Here is a 14,235-nt window from a genome sequence, read left to right as displayed (position 1 = left end):
TGCCCCGTTTCCGTTTTTGATTGTTGGGTTTAGATCACTGAGTCCAGAATTGATGTCCAAAACAGGAAATGCCGCATGAACTCCCTAGAAGAACTCGTCGTCTCGGCCCAGGCTGACTTTATCGCCGCCGCAGACGCTGCCGCACTTGAAAACGCCAAAGCCCGCTATTTGGGCAAGACTGGCCAGATTACTGAAATGATGAAGGGCCTGGGCAAGCTCGACCCTGACGCGCGCAAGGCGCAGGGCGCCTTGATCAACGCCGTCAAAGTGCAGATCGAAGACGCGCTGACGGCGCGCCGTGATGCACTCGCCGATGCCCAGATGCAAGGCCGTCTGAACGCCGAAGCGATCGACGTGACCCTGCCAGGCCGTGGCCGCATGCCCGGCGGCATCCATCCCGTGATGCGCAGCTGGGAGCGGGTCGAGGAAATCTTCCGTTCGATCGGCTTCGACGTAGCCGACGGCCCCGAAATCGAGAACGACTGGACTAACTTCACGGCGCTCAACAGCCCGGAAAACCATCCAGCGCGTTCCATGCAAGATACGTTCTACATCGATGGCAACGACACCGATGGCAAGCCATTGCTGCTGCGCACGCACACCAGCCCGATGCAGGTGCGCTATGCGCGCACGCACACGCCGCCGATCAAGGTCATCGCGCCAGGGCGCACCTACCGCGTCGACAGCGATGCCACCCATTCGCCGATGTTCCACCAGGTCGAAGGCCTGTGGATCGCCGAAGACATCAGCTTTGCCGACCTGAAGGGCGTGTACCTGAACTTCGTCAAGGCCTTCTTCGAGACGGACGACCTGCAAGTGCGTTTCCGTCCGTCGTACTTCCCGTTTACGGAACCGTCGGCCGAGATCGACATCGCCTTTGGCTCCGGCCCCCTGAAGGGCCGCTGGCTGGAAGTGTCGGGCGCCGGCCAGGTGCATCCGAGCGTGGTGAAGAACTTCGGCCTCGATCCCGAGAAATTCATCGGTTTTGCTTTCGGCTCCGGCCTGGAACGCTTGACGATGCTGCGCTATGGCATCAACGACCTGCGCCTGTTCTATGAAGGCGATTTACGTTTCTTGAAGCAATTCAACTAAGCGTTGTTCCGTTTGATTCATGGCGCTTGAGCGCCTGTGCGCTCGCGCTGTGAGCTTTGACCCTTTGAAGGCTTAATTATGCAATTTTCCGAAAACTGGCTCCGTACCATGGTCGATCCGAAGATGACTTCGGACGAACTGGCCCATCTGCTGACCATGTCCGGTCTCGAAGTCGAGGACGTTGACGCTGTCGCACCCCCGTTCTCGAACGTGGTGGTGGGCCTGGTCCTGGAGATGGAGAAGCACCCGAACGCGGACCGCCTGAACGTTTGCCAGGTCGATGTCGGCACCGGCACCATGCTCAACATCGTCTGCGGCGCGCCGAACGTGCGCCCGGGCCTGAAAGTCGTGTGCGCCACGGCGGGCGCCATATTGCCGCCTGGCGCCGATGGCAAGCCGTTTGAAATCAAGGTGGGCGAACTGCGCGGCGTCGAGTCGCAAGGCATGCTGTGCTCGGCGCGCGAACTGAAATTGTCGGAAGAAAACGCTGGCTTGATGGAGTTGCCGGACGACGCGCCGATCGGCCAGAATTTCCGCGATTACTATGCCTTGAACGACTTGAAATTCACCATCAAGTTGACGCCGAACAAAGCGGACTGCCTGTCCGTGCTGGGCGTGGCGCGCGAAGTGTCGGCGCTCACGGGTGTGCCTCTGAATGCGCCGCAATTTGCCACCGTTCCCGTCAGCAGCGACGAAATCCTGCCAGTCAAGGTCAGCGCAGCCGATTTGTGCGGCCGCTTCACGGGCCGCGTCATCCGTGGCCTGAACGCCCGCGCCGCCACGCCGGACTGGATGAAGCAGCGCCTTGAGCGCAGCGGCCAGCGCCCGCTGTCGGCCCTGGTCGACATTTCCAACTATGTCATGCTGGAACTGGGTCGTCCTAGCCACGTGTTTGACCTGGCGAAGATCCACGGCAGCCTCGATGTGCGTTGGGGCAAGGCCGGCGAATCGGTCAAGCTGCTCAACGGCAATACCATCGCCGTCGACGAATGGATCGGCGTCATCGCCGACGAACAGGAAATCGAATCGCTGGCCGGCATCATGGGCGGCGATGCCAGCGCTGTATCCGACGATACGGACAGCATCTACCTGGAAGCGGCATTCTGGTGGCCGAACGCCATCCAGGGCCGTGCCCGCCGCTTGAATTTCTCGACCGATGCGGCGCACCGCTTCGAGCGCGGCGTCGATTTCGCCACCAACGCGGAACACATCGAGCGCATCACGGCGCTGATCGTGGAAATTTGCGGCACCCTGAACACTACCGTCGGCCCGGTCGACGACCACGTGGTGAACTTGCCGCAACGCCAGCCTGTATCCATGCGCACGGCGCGCGCGCAAAAAGTCATCGGCGTGCCGCTCAATGACGCGCTGATCGCCGACATCTTTACGCGCCTGGCCCTGCCATTTACCCTGGCCGACGGCGTGTTTTCCGTCACCTCGCCCAGCTACCGCTTCGACATCGAGATCGAGGAAGACCTGATCGAGGAAGTGGCGCGCGTGTACGGTTTTGAAAATATCCCGACCCTGCCTCCCGTGGCGGCGAACGTGATGCAGATTGCACCAGAAAACACGCGCTCGCTGTTTGCGGTACGTCATGAACTGGCCGACCTGGGTTTCCAGGAAGTGGTCAACATGAGCTTTGTCGATACGGCGTGGGAACGCGATTTCTCGGGCAACACACATCCGATCAAATTGCAGAACCCGATCGCCAGCCAGATGAGCGTGATGCGCTCCTCGCTGATCGGCAGCCTGATCGCCAATGTGCGCTATAACCTGAACCGCAAGACCAACCGCGTGCGCATCTTTGAAGTGGGCGCCATCTACCAACGCGATGACAGCGTGGAAAACGGTCCCCTGTCGGTGGCCGGCTACGCGCAGCCAAAACGCGTGGCCGCCATGGCGTATGGCGCCGTGGCTGACGAGCAATGGGGCCAAGCTTCGCGCACGGTCGACTTCTTCGATGTGAAGGCGGACCTGGAAGCGCTGTTCGCGCCGCTGGTCTTGCGTTTCACCAAGGCAGAACACCCGGCCCTGCATCCTGGCCGTTCGGCCAACGTGGAACTCGATGGCAAGGTCATCGGTTTCATCGGCGAATTGCACCCGCGCTGGATGCAGAAATACGATCTGCCGCTGGCGCCCGTGCTGTTCGAAGTCGATGCCGCTGCTTTGACGCAGCGCAACGTGCCCGTGTACCAGGAAATTTCGAAATTCCCTGGTGCCAGCCGCGACCTGGCCGTAGTCGTCAAGCAATCGGTGGGCGTGCAGGATCTGCTCGACAGCTTCCACGCCGCCGCCAAGGCAAGCCCGGCAGCGCGTATCGTGCAAGCCATTGTTTTGTTTGATGAATATCGGGGCAAAGGGTTGGAAGCGGATGAAAAAAGCCTTGCTTTCCGGATTAGCTTGCAAGATACTCAAAACACCCTGCAAGACGACGTCGTCGATGGCCTGATGGCTGTCCTGATCGAAGCGGCCAAGCAGGGCCATGACGCGAAACTGCGTTCGTAATTGCCGGATCGGCCGTCGCATTGTGTGACGGCTGAGCCGCCAACCACCGTCAACGAGTTCGCCATGTGGCGGGCTCGGGCGCACAGAAAAGGCAGGGCAGGAAAATTAATAATAGCGACGTTGATTCCGCCGTACTGCAATCCGCACTGGCCGCCGATTTGCATCGGGCCATGCTGGTTGCCAAAGTGCGCCAGGATGCGGAAAAAGATTTGCCCACCTTGACCAAGGCGGAACTGGCCGAACTGTTGTTCGAGCAGGTGGGCCTGAACAAGCGCGAAGCGAAGGATATGGTCGAGACGTTCTTCGACGAGATCCGCAATGCGCTGGAGCGCGGCGAAGCCGTCAAATTGTCCGGTTTCGGCAATTTTCAGTTGCGCGACAAGCCGCAACGGCCGGGCCGCAATCCGAAGACGGGCGAAGAGATTCCCATCACGGCACGCCGTGTCGTGACCTTCCATGCCAGCCAGAAGTTGAAGAGCATGGTCGAAGAGACCAGTCCGCTGGCCCGTGCTGCCTGAGTGAGTGGCGATGAACGAGCGCATCAGTAAAACTGAGTTGATCGCCTTGCCGCCCATCCCGGCCAAGCGCTACTTCACGATCGGCGAGGTGAGCGAGCTGTGCGGCGTCAAGCCGCATGTGCTGCGTTACTGGGAGCAAGAGTTCTCCCAGCTCAAGCCGGTCAAGCGGCGCGGCAACCGCCGTTATTACCAGCACCATGAAGTGCTGCTGATACGGCGCATCCGCGAACTGCTGTACGAGCAGGGTTTTACCATCAGCGGTGCGCGCAACAAGCTCGACAGCCGTGGTGCGGCGCATGCCGCCATCGACGATCTGCCGCTGCTGCCAGCCGCACCCCTGCTGCCACAGGAAGAGCCGCTGGACCGCGAGTGGGTACGCAATGAATTAATGGCGATTTTACACTTGCTAAAATAAGATTTGTCCCAATATAGACCGGGTTGTTCGATACCGGCAGACTATACTGAATGGGCGCAGGGCCGCTACCGTGCGATGCGCCACATTTTGAATATAATGTTAATGTTGCGTTTTTGTTAGTGACGCTGAACCGGAGCCGCGTTCAGGTTCCGCTAGTCTTTCCCAGGCCAGGCAAATTTAAGGGGAAACAATGATACGCGTTGCCATTTGTGATGATCACCAAATAGTACGAGCTGGATTCAAACAGATTTTTTCGTCGTCAAGCGATTTCAGTGTGGTGGCGGAAGCCGGTACGGGGCGTGAAGCGCTCGATATCGCCCGCCGCGAAATATGTGATGTGCTGTTGCTCGATATCGCCATGCCCGACCAGAGCGGCATCGATACCTTGCGCACGATCCGCCAGGGCCAGCCGGAATTGCCCGTGCTGATCCTGAGCGGCTATCCTGCGCAGCAGTATGCGCTGAACCTGTTCAAGATGGGCGCGAATGGCTATCTGAACAAGGAATGCGAAGCGGACGAGCTGATGACGGCTGTGCGTACCGTGTTCCAGGGCCGCCGCTACGTCAGTTCCACCGTGGGCGAACTGTTGGCGCAGTCCTTCGACCGCGATACGAATGCCGCGCTGCATACGGAATTGTCAGACCGCGAGTTCCAGGTATTCCTGCGCCTGGCGCGCGGCGCCACCGTCTCCGATATCGGCGTCGCCTTGTCGCTGAGCATCAAGACGGTGAGTACTTACCGTACCCGCATTATGGAAAAAATGGGCTTGCAATCTAACAGCGACTTGACCTATTACGCAATGAAAAACAATTTGCTTGACTAGCTCAGCGGTGCGATCATGGCAGTATGATCGCTCAGCTGGCCAGCAGGCACGACTTGTGCAGTGCAGCAATTTGTAGCGAGGATTATAATTGGCCGGCGCCGGCGCTCTCTCCCGCGCCGAACCTTGCTAAGGATGCACATCAGGATGTATTTCACCGTTGAACCGGCCCCGAATCACCGCCTGCCCCTGTACAAGACGATATTGTGCGTGACCTGCGCCCTGTTGCTTGTACTTAATGGTTTCAGCCTCTTCCATAATCTGCAGTCGCTGAAGGGCACGAATGCCTTGCTCAGCCAGAGCGCCCGCGTGGCCGACCGCCTGCAATATCTGAACGTGCTCGTGCTCGATGCGGAAAGCAGCTTGCGCGGCTACTTTATCTCCGGCTCGGCAATCTATCTGGGGCCATCGAAGACCGCCACCACTGAAATTGAAAACGAATTCAACGAGTTGCAGACCTTGCTGGCGGGCAGTCCCACGCAGCTGAAGAACCTTACCCAGCTGAAAACCTTGATCCGCCGCAAAATGTCGATGCTGCAACAATCGATCGACGTCTACAAGCAGGGCGGGCTGGCAGAGATCGTCAATATTTCGCGCGTGACCGATGACCGCGCCACGATGGACGAGATCCGCCTGCAGGTGGTGATCATGACGCGCGAGCAAAATGAAGCGCTGTCGTCCGGCAGTGCCGCCTTTTACCACGAGTACCAGAAAGCCGTGCTGCTCGGCATCGGCATCAATGCGCTGGCCATCCTCGTGCTGATCATGTTTTACCAGCTGGTGCGGCGCAGCTTCCAGAACCGCGCGGCCGTCGAATATGCGCTGCAAAATGCCAACGACACCCTGGAATCGACGGTTACCCGGCGTACCGAGCAATTATCCGTACTGTCGCGCCATTTGATCAGCGTCAATGAAGTGGAGAAGGCGCGCCTGGCGCGCGAGCTGCACGACGAGCTGGGCGCCAACCTGACGTCGATCAGCATGGACCTGGGCGCCGTCACGCAGCAACTGGCGCATACGCAGCCGGAACTGGCCGCGCAATTGCGCCGCGCCAAGGCCACCTTGCTCGAAACGGTGGAGCTCAAGCGCCGCATCGTCGAGGACCTGCGCCCCAGCCTGCTGGACAACCTGGGCCTGTGCGCCGCCATCGAAAGCTATTGCGAGGATTTCGCGCGCATGAGCTCGGTGCGCTGCGATACGGACGTGGCCATCCATATCGATAGCCGCGAAGCGACCCTGACGATTGCCTTGTTCCGCATCGTGCAAGAGTCCCTGACGAACATCCTGAAATACGCGCGCGCCGGCACGGTCAGCGTGACCCTCAAGCGCAATGAGCACGGCCTGGTGCTGCGCGTCACCGACGATGGCATCGGCATTACAGAAGAGGCGCTACAGAAACCCATGTCGCACGGCTTGCTGGGCATGCGCGAACGGGCCCTGTTGCTGGGCGGCACCCTGACGGTGCGCCAGGGGCCGGATGGCAAGGGCACCTGCGTGGAAGCCCTGATTCCGCTGCCGCTGACGCCGGAGCCGGAAGAGGCGGATGAAGACGTCAAGGTGTGATGCTTTTTGTGCAGGCGTAAAAATGGCCGGGCATGCATGCCCGGCCATTCTCCATTCAGCGGATCAATCAGCAGCGCATCAGCAACGTGACACGTCGCGCAGCAAACGGTCGTATTCCGTCTTGGCGACCTTGTAGCACTCGCCCGCATAGCATTCCAGGCCAGCGCGGTCCAGTACCGTGATGTTGCCGCGGCGATAATGGATCAAGCCTTCTTCCTGCAACTTGCCGGCGGCGGCGGTGATGCTTTCGCGGCGCACGCCCAGCATGATGGAAATGAGCTCTTGCGTTACTTTCAATTCATTCGATGGCGAACGGTCCAGGCGGTCCAGCAGCCAGCGGCACAGCTTTTGCTCGATCGAGCTGTGGCGCCCGCCGACGGCGTTCTGCGCCATTTGCGCAAACAGGGCGTTGGTGTAGCGCATCAACAACTGGGGCAGGGCGCCGCCTTGATTAAAGGCATCGCGCAAGCTTTGCGTCTTCAGGCGGTAGCCGTAGCCGGCGCTTTGCACGACGGCCGTGCACATGGCGCGTTCACCAGCGAGCAGCGAGGCCCCGGCCACGCCTTCATGGCCGACGACGGCGATTTCTGTCGTGGCGCCGTCTTCCATGACGTACAGCAGTGAAATGATGGCGGTGGTGGGGAAGTAGCTGTATTCCATGCTATTGCCGTAGGCATACAATTCCTTGCCGAAAGGCAGCTCCACCAGCTCCAGGTCTTCGAACAGCGATTCGAGCGCAGCGCGCGGCAGGGCGCCCAGCAGCTCGTTCTGTTGGGCGCTGCTGAGGCTAACCCGGGACGCAAGCTTGATCTCCCGGCCCGCCGCCGGCATGGCGCGTGGCAGCAACTGGTTCGTCAGGACCGGGGTGCTAAGTTGAGTATGGTTCATAGTATTCCTCACAGGCTTTTTACATCGGAGTGCGACTGCCGCTGGCTGGCCAGGAAAATCAAGCCGTATCCATGTGATAACAGCGTTTTTGTTGGCCGCGCGGTGCAGATCGCGATGTCACTACTTTAAAAGCTTATGTTAGTGGCGAACATAAGATTAGCAGTCGCCACTTTGTAGTCTCCTTTGAGGCACAATTGTAGTCCTTGTCCTACACTCATCCTGCACGCACACTTTTGCATATCAAACCTTGCGCCGTTGTCCGCGATTTTGTGATATTACGCGCGGCTTATTCGCGCTCCACAAGCCTGCCGGACGCACGCTGGGCAAGCCGTCGCGGGTATTCATCGCCAGCGTCTGGCGCGTGCCCGGTTCCTCGTTTTCTGCCAGGCGGAAGCGGCTGGCGGCCTGCGTCAGCGCTTCGCCTTCCTGCTGCAATCGCTGCGAGCCGGCGCGCGCTTCGTCGACCAGGCCCGCGTTCTGCCGCGTCATGTCGTCAATTTGCGCCAGCGCCAGGTTGATCTGCGCAATCTCGCTATTCTGTTCGGCGCCGGCGCTGCTGATGCGCCCGATCACCACGGCCACTTGCTGCACCGCATCGACGACTTGCCGCATGGTGCTGCCGGCTGCGTTGACCAGCTCGCCGCCCGCGTCCACGGTGGCCACGGAATCGCCGATCAGGCGCTTGATTTGCTGCGCCGCCTCGCTGGAGCGCTGTGCCAGGCTGCGCACCTCGGATGCTACCACCGCAAAGCCGCGCCCTTGTTCGCCTGCGCGCGCCGCTTCCACGGCTGCGTTCAGGGCCAGGATATTCGTCTGGAAGGCGATGCCGTTGATGACGCCGATGATGTCGACGATCTTGTGCGAGCTGGCCTTGATCGAGGCCATGGTCTCGACCACGGCGCTGACGGTTGCGCCGCCGCGCAGGGCCACTTCGGCCGCCGACGCCACCAGGGTGCGTCCCTGTCCTACGTGGGCTTCGTTGCGGCCCACGGTGGCTGTCAGCTCGCGCATCGAGTCGACGGTGGCGCCCAGCGCTTCCGATTGCGTGGCCGTATGGCCGGACAGGGCGGCGTTGCCCTGCGCGATATCGGCGCTGGCGGTGGCGATGACGGCCGCGCCGCTGCGGATTTCCTGCACCAGCGTGGCCAGGCCATGCGTCATGGCGCCAAAGTCGCGTACCAGTTCGCCGATTTCGTCATGCGCCTGCGAGGTGATGCGCTGCGACAGGTCGCCCGCCGCCGCTGCCGCCACGGCCACGCGCAGCTGCCCCACGTCGCGCGCAAACGCTGCATAGAAGCCGGCGCACAGGTAGGCGGCGGCCAGCAGTACCAGCAGCATGGCGGCCAGGATCAGCGCGCGGCGCGCCTGGTCGCGTGCAATGCGATCGAGAAGCAAGCCATCGAGGGCGGCAGCGGAGGCGCTAGAGAGCGCATGCAGCGCGTCGATCGCCTGCATGCCGGCTGCGTGGAATTGCGCGCCCGAGGTCTGGTCGTAGGAGTTCGTCACTTCATTCTTGGCCCGTTCGAGGAAGGCCAGCGCGGCCGGCACGGCTTTCAATGCTGGCTGCAGGCTGGCGCCGAGTGCCGGTTTGGCGGCGATGATTTCGTCGAAGCGGGCCGGCAGGCGTTCCAGTTCGTGGCGCGCGATCAGCGCCGTGGCGTTGACCAGCTGGTCTTCATTCGCCTCGAACAGGCCCGTGTCGATGTAGGCGGCGCCGCGCCCGGCGATGTCGGCCAGGCTCTCGGCCAAGTCGGGCAGGGTGGCGGTAAAGGCGGCGCTCAGGTGGTTGGCGCCGGCGTCCGGGTCCAGGCTCAGGTGCGAGCGGTCGGCTACCAGCTGGCCCAGTTTGCCCGCCTGGCGCAGCAGCGCCGTGTGCGCGGCGTAGCTGTCGCGTGCCGTGAGGCCCGCCTGGCGGCCCAGGAGGGCTTGCCACTGCTTGCCCAGTGCGCCCGCCTGCGGCAGGCCGGCGCCCGCCGGCAGGCGCGCCAGGGCCGCCAGCGCGGCCGTGATGCGTGGAGCGAGGGCGGCATTGTCCATGCCGGCCTTGCCGCTCAGGCGCAAGTGCTCCAGGCCGCGCCGCTGCTGCAGCAGCCGCATGCCATCTTGCAACTGGCGCACGTAGGCCACCCCCCGCTGCGCGTCCTGTGCCTGGGCCAGCGATTTGCCCAGTTCCGAGATCAGCAGGGTGGTCGCCAGCGCCAGCGGCAACAGGAAGACCAGGCAGACGAGCATGAATTTGGGCAGCAGGCGCAAACGCTGCATGAGTCGGATGGCGGGGGTGAGGAGGATTTTCATCGGCTTTCCAGGATAGAGTGGCAACATTTCTGCACCGCAATGTTGCCTGCGAATTGTGACCCCTTGATGAAGTGGCCGATTTTGCCATCCGCCAGAGTGAAGCAGTTCACACGGATGCGGCAAGAGTCTGTAAAATCGAGGGTTTTTTGCGAGGGCCATATTATGGTCACCAATATGGCCAACGAGAACGACATCACTACCCCCGATTCCACCGATACCGCGACGGTCTCCGCCAGCAGCAAGGCGCCAGCCGTGATCGCGCGCGAAGTGAAGCGCCGCCGTACCTTCGGCATTATTTCCCACCCGGATGCGGGTAAGACCACCTTGACGGAAAAGCTGCTGCTGTTCTCGGGCGCGATCCAGATGGCCGGTACCGTCAAGGCGCGTAAATCGGGCCGCCACGCGACGTCGGACTGGATGGAGATCGAGAAGCAGCGCGGTATTTCCGTCGCATCCTCGGTGATGCAGTTCGAATTCCGCGACCACGTCGTCAACCTGCTCGATACTCCGGGCCACCAGGACTTCTCGGAAGATACCTACCGCGTGCTGACGGCCGTCGATTCTGCCCTGATGGTGATCGATGCGGCCAAGGGCGTGGAAGCGCAGACGATCAAACTGCTGGCCGTGTGCCGCATGCGCAATACGCCGATCGTCACTTTCATGAACAAGATGGACCGCGAGACGCGCGATCCGCTGGAACTGCTCGATGAACTCGAATCGGTGCTGAAGATCCAGTGCGCGCCCGTTACCTGGCCGATCGGCATGGGCAAGAATTTCCGCGGCGTGTACCACTTGCTGAACGATGAAATCATGCTGTTCAAGGCCGGCGAGGAAAAGGCCGACGGCGCCTTTGAAATCATCAAGGGCATCGACAATCCGCGCCTGCAAGAGATGTTCCCCCTTGAGATGGATCAACTGCGCATGGAAGTCGAATTGGTGCACGGCGCCTCGCATCCGTTCAACCTGGAAGAATTCCTCTCCGGCGTGCAGACGCCGGTCTTCTTCGGTTCGGCCGTGAACAACTTCGGCGTGCGCGAAATCCTGTCGGCGCTGGTCGACTGGGCGCCGGCACCGCGCGAACGCGATGCCACCGTGCGTTCCGTCGATCCGGTCGAACAGCCATTTACCGGTTTTGTCTTCAAGATCCAGGCCAACATGGACCCGGCACACCGCGACCGCATTGCCTTTTTGCGCGTGTGCTCGGGACGTTTCGAGCGCGGCATGAAGGTCAAGCACTTGCGCCTGGGCCGCGAGATCAAGGTCTCGAACGTGGTGACCTTCATGGCGTCTTCGCGCGAACAGGTGGAAGAAGCGTACGCTGGCGACATCATCGGCTTGCCGAACCATGGCAACATGCAGATCGGCGACAGTTTCTCCGAAGGCGAGATGCTGACCTTTACCGGCATTCCGTACTTCGCGCCAGACTTCTTCCGCTCGGTGCGCATCCGTAATCCCTTGAAAATCAAGCAGTTGCACAAGGGCTTGCAGCAGCTGGGCGAAGAGGGCGCGGTGCAGGTCTTCAAGCCGGTGCAGGGCGGTGAGCTGATCCTGGGCGCCGTCGGCGTGCTGCAGTTCGAAGTGGTGGCCAGCCGCCTGCTCAACGAATATGGCGTCGATGCCGTGTTCGAAGGCACCAGCATCAGCAGCGCACGCTGGGTCAGCTGCGACGACAAGCGCATCTTGCAGGATTTCGAGAACGCGCTGGGCCACAACGTGGCCTACGATGCGGCCGGCAACATGGCCTACCTGGCGACGTCGGGCGTGAACCTGCGCCTGACGGAAGAGCGCTGGCCGAAGCTGAAGTTCCACGCCACGCGCGAGCACTCTGCCAAGCTGGCTTGATAAGCGGCAGCCGGGGTCAGTCCCGCCGGGGGAATGCTCTCCAATGGAGAGCATTCCGATCCCGCAGGGACTGCCCTAAGCCAGCATGGCCGTGCGCGTGCTCCAGTCGCGCCGCTCCAGCAGTAATGCCGTCAACTGCGCCGCCGTCATGGGGCGCGCGAAGAAAAAGCCCTGCGCATTGTCGCAGCCGGCTTTGCGCATGAACTCCACCTGCTGCAGCGTTTCCACGCCTTCGGCTACCACTTTCAAATGCAGGCTGTGCGCCATGGCGATGATGGCCGTGACGATGGCTTCGCCCTCGCCGGGCAAGTCGTGCACGAAGCTGCGGTCGATCTTCAACTGGTCGATCGGCAGGCGTTTTAAATACGACATCGAAGAATAGCCGGTGCCGAAATCGTCCACCGACAGGTGGATGCCCGTTTCCTGCAAGCGCCGCATCAATTCCACGTTGGCGTGAATATTGTCCATCAAGACCCCTTCCGTGATTTCCAGCTCAAGCAAGCCGTGCGGCAACTGGGTTTCGTGCAGGATGGCGCGGATATCGTCCATCAGGCCCGGATCGCGCGCCTGGCAGGCCGACAGGTTGACGGCCACGTGTTCCAACGAATCGAGCAGGCCCGCCTTGCACCAGACAGCTGCCTGGCGGCAGGCGCTTTGCAGCACCCAGCGCCCCAGGTCGACGATGATGCCGCTTTCCTCGGCCACGGGAATGAATTCGGCTGGGCTCAGCTGGCCCATCTCGCGGCAGTTCCAGCGTATCAGCGCTTCCACGCCGACGATGCGCCCGCTGCGCAAGTCGATCTGCGGCTGGTAATGCACATACAATTCTTCATTTTGCAGCGCGCGGCGCAGGTTTGCCTCCATGCGCAGGCGGCGCTGGGCACGCTGTTCCATCTCGGACTGGAACACGGCGTAGCGGCTCTTGCCCTGGTGCTTGGCGTGGTACATGGCCGTATCGGCATTGCGCGTGAGGGTCGCCACGTCCTGCGCGTCGAACGGGTACAGGCTCACGCCAATGCTGGCGCTGACATACAGCTGGTGGCCTTCGAGGGCAAATGGCGCGGCCAGCACGGCGAGGATCTTGCGCGCCACGCTGGCCATTTCCGAGGCGTCGTCGGCCGGTTCGACGATGACGACGAATTCGTCGCCGCCGATGCGGCAGATGATGTCGGTGGTGCGCACGATGGCCACCAAGCGCTCGGCGACCAGTTTGAGCAGCTGGTCGCCGCAGTGGTGGCCCAGGGTGTCGTTGACGACCTTGAAGTTGTCCAGGTCCAGCAGCAACAGGCCCACGCTGCTGTCTTGGCGGTCGGCGCGCGCCAGCGCATAGGCCAGCGCGCCGTTGAATTCATGCCGGTTCGGCAACTGCGTGACGGGGTCGACATGGGCCAGGTAGTGCAAATGGCTTTCCGCATGCTGGGCGGCGATACGCGTGCGGCGCACCATCAATGTCGTCAGACCGAAAGCGCACAGGCTCACCAGCAGGGTGAAGGCGGCAAACTGCGCCAGGCTGCGGTACTGCGGCGCCAGGCTGGTGCGCAGGAACAGGGCGCCGCCGCCAGGCAGAGAGCGCAGCATGGTGGCGCTGCCGGCCAGCAGGTCGATCTGCACGCCGGCGCGCGGTGCGGCGGGTGCGGCATCGGCGCCGCTGCGCGCGTAGCGGGCAAATGGCACGCCATACGGACTGTAGATCAGCGCCTGCTGGATGTGCGGATCGGCCGAGAAGCGCGCGAGGATTTGCTCCGCAGAAAGGTGGTTATTCTGCTGCAAGGCCTGGGCAGCCACCGGGGCCAGCATGTCGGCCTGTATCAGCAAGTTGCCCTGCAATGCTGCTTGCAGGGAAAACCATTGGAACAGGATCAGCAGCAAGCTGGCGCCGGCCAGCATGGCAGCCGCGGTCAGCAAGTTCAGCCTGGCTACCTTATCGCCGCGCAACTGCGCCGAGGGCAGCATCAATGGTGCCATCATGACGCTTTTCCCTGCCGGTCCCGCCTGCTGCCGCCCCGTTTGATCCCGCCTTGCCCTGCCATACTTTACGTTCCAGTCAGATGAAAACCGAGGTGAGCCGGAACTCTCAAGGTGTTGTTAAGGCCGGCATATTGTCATTTTGTAGCGTGAAAGTACAGGGGGCGCGGCCCTGCACAGGCTACGGCGCAACGCCAGCCAGCGGGGCGGCGCCGGACACCGGGAGTATACGTGTCTTTATAATAATAAGCAGGCTTGATTTTAATCCTTTTTTTTGCCATTCTGTTTTTTTTTGCGCAAGACATGCTGACCGTAAAAATAATGCCATGCGG

General features: G+C 61.6%; 10 protein-coding genes. 7 read left to right on the top strand and 3 right to left on the bottom strand.

Annotation, left to right across the window (positions count from 1 at the left end; all coding sequences use genetic code 11):
* Nucleotides 1-75: 75 nt before the first annotated feature.
* The 6 genes from pheS to ACQ4W6_RS19895 all read left to right on the top strand — a co-directional run bounded on the left by pheS (nucleotide 76) and on the right by ACQ4W6_RS19895 (nucleotide 6,913).
* The gene (pheS, locus tag ACQ4W6_RS19920; protein ID WP_436568908.1) at nucleotides 76-1,092 is read left to right on the top strand and encodes a phenylalanine--tRNA ligase subunit alpha; all 1,017 of its coding nucleotides are present in this window, start codon (nucleotides 76-78) and stop codon (nucleotides 1,090-1,092) included.
* Between the two features lie 78 nt (nucleotides 1,093-1,170).
* A complete protein-coding gene (gene pheT, locus ACQ4W6_RS19915) occupies nucleotides 1,171-3,597 on the top strand; it encodes a phenylalanine--tRNA ligase subunit beta (RefSeq protein ID WP_436568907.1) in 2,427 nt (808 codons plus the stop codon).
* Nucleotides 3,598-3,767: 170 nt separating this feature from the next.
* A complete protein-coding gene (locus ACQ4W6_RS19910; RefSeq protein ID WP_219114052.1) occupies nucleotides 3,768-4,115 on the top strand; it encodes an integration host factor subunit alpha in 348 nt (115 codons plus the stop codon).
* A gap of 10 nt (nucleotides 4,116-4,125) precedes the next feature.
* Entirely contained in the window at nucleotides 4,126-4,530 is a 405-nt protein-coding gene (locus ACQ4W6_RS19905; protein WP_436568906.1) for a MerR family transcriptional regulator, read from the top strand.
* A gap of 190 nt (nucleotides 4,531-4,720) precedes the next feature.
* Nucleotides 4,721-5,353 carry a response regulator gene (locus ACQ4W6_RS19900; RefSeq protein ID WP_034783185.1) on the top strand — a complete coding sequence of 211 codons (633 nt, stop codon included), beginning with the start codon at nucleotides 4,721-4,723 and terminating at the stop codon, nucleotides 5,351-5,353.
* Nucleotides 5,354-5,497: 144 nt separating this feature from the next.
* A complete protein-coding gene (locus ACQ4W6_RS19895) occupies nucleotides 5,498-6,913 on the top strand; it encodes a sensor histidine kinase (RefSeq protein ID WP_436568905.1) in 1,416 nt (471 codons plus the stop codon).
* Nucleotides 6,914-6,991: 78 nt separating this feature from the next.
* Here ACQ4W6_RS19895 and ACQ4W6_RS19890 read toward each other — a convergent pair whose 3' ends face one another.
* Both ACQ4W6_RS19890 and ACQ4W6_RS19885 read right to left on the bottom strand, forming a co-directional pair.
* Entirely contained in the window at nucleotides 6,992-7,801 is an 810-nt protein-coding gene (locus ACQ4W6_RS19890; RefSeq protein ID WP_436568904.1) for a Crp/Fnr family transcriptional regulator, read from the bottom strand.
* Nucleotides 7,802-8,041: 240 nt separating this feature from the next.
* Complete coding sequence (locus ACQ4W6_RS19885; protein WP_436568903.1) at nucleotides 8,042-10,096, bottom strand: methyl-accepting chemotaxis protein; 2,055 nt, start codon at nucleotides 10,094-10,096, stop codon at nucleotides 8,042-8,044.
* A 174-nt stretch (nucleotides 10,097-10,270) separates the two neighbouring features.
* Between ACQ4W6_RS19885 and ACQ4W6_RS19880 the strand changes: the two genes are divergently transcribed.
* Nucleotides 10,271-11,938: a peptide chain release factor 3 gene (locus ACQ4W6_RS19880; protein WP_436568949.1), complete on the top strand. Its 1,668-nt coding sequence runs from the start codon at nucleotides 10,271-10,273 to the stop codon at nucleotides 11,936-11,938.
* Nucleotides 11,939-12,013: 75 nt separating this feature from the next.
* Here the strand turns inward: ACQ4W6_RS19880 and ACQ4W6_RS19875 are convergent, their stop codons facing one another.
* Entirely contained in the window at nucleotides 12,014-13,906 is a 1,893-nt protein-coding gene (locus ACQ4W6_RS19875) for a putative bifunctional diguanylate cyclase/phosphodiesterase (protein WP_436568902.1), read from the bottom strand.
* Between the last annotated feature and the right edge of the window lie 329 nt (nucleotides 13,907-14,235).

The sequence above is a fragment of the Janthinobacterium woesei genome, assembly GCF_051380875.1.
GTDB lineage: Bacteria > Pseudomonadota > Gammaproteobacteria > Burkholderiales > Burkholderiaceae_D > Janthinobacterium.
The sequence above is the reverse complement of the archived record's forward strand: the minus strand, read 5'-3'. Positions and strand labels throughout refer to the sequence as shown.

Coding starts and splice junctions, on each gene's coding strand:
- pheS (WP_436568908.1), top strand. CDS start 76: ATGAACTCCCTAGAAGAACTCGTCGTCTCGGCCCAGGCTGACTTTATC.
- pheT (WP_436568907.1), top strand. CDS start 1,171: ATGCAATTTTCCGAAAACTGGCTCCGTACCATGGTCGATCCGAAGATG.
- ACQ4W6_RS19910 (WP_219114052.1), top strand. CDS start 3,768: ATGCTGGTTGCCAAAGTGCGCCAGGATGCGGAAAAAGATTTGCCCACC.
- ACQ4W6_RS19905 (WP_436568906.1), top strand. CDS start 4,126: ATGAACGAGCGCATCAGTAAAACTGAGTTGATCGCCTTGCCGCCCATC.
- ACQ4W6_RS19900 (WP_034783185.1), top strand. CDS start 4,721: ATGATACGCGTTGCCATTTGTGATGATCACCAAATAGTACGAGCTGGA.
- ACQ4W6_RS19895 (WP_436568905.1), top strand. CDS start 5,498: ATGTATTTCACCGTTGAACCGGCCCCGAATCACCGCCTGCCCCTGTAC.
- ACQ4W6_RS19890 (WP_436568904.1), bottom strand. CDS start 7,801: ATGAACCATACTCAACTTAGCACCCCGGTCCTGACGAACCAGTTGCTG.
- ACQ4W6_RS19885 (WP_436568903.1), bottom strand. CDS start 10,096: ATGAAAATCCTCCTCACCCCCGCCATCCGACTCATGCAGCGTTTGCGC.
- ACQ4W6_RS19880 (WP_436568949.1), top strand. CDS start 10,271: ATGGCCAACGAGAACGACATCACTACCCCCGATTCCACCGATACCGCG.
- ACQ4W6_RS19875 (WP_436568902.1), bottom strand. CDS start 13,906: ATGATGGCACCATTGATGCTGCCCTCGGCGCAGTTGCGCGGCGATAAG.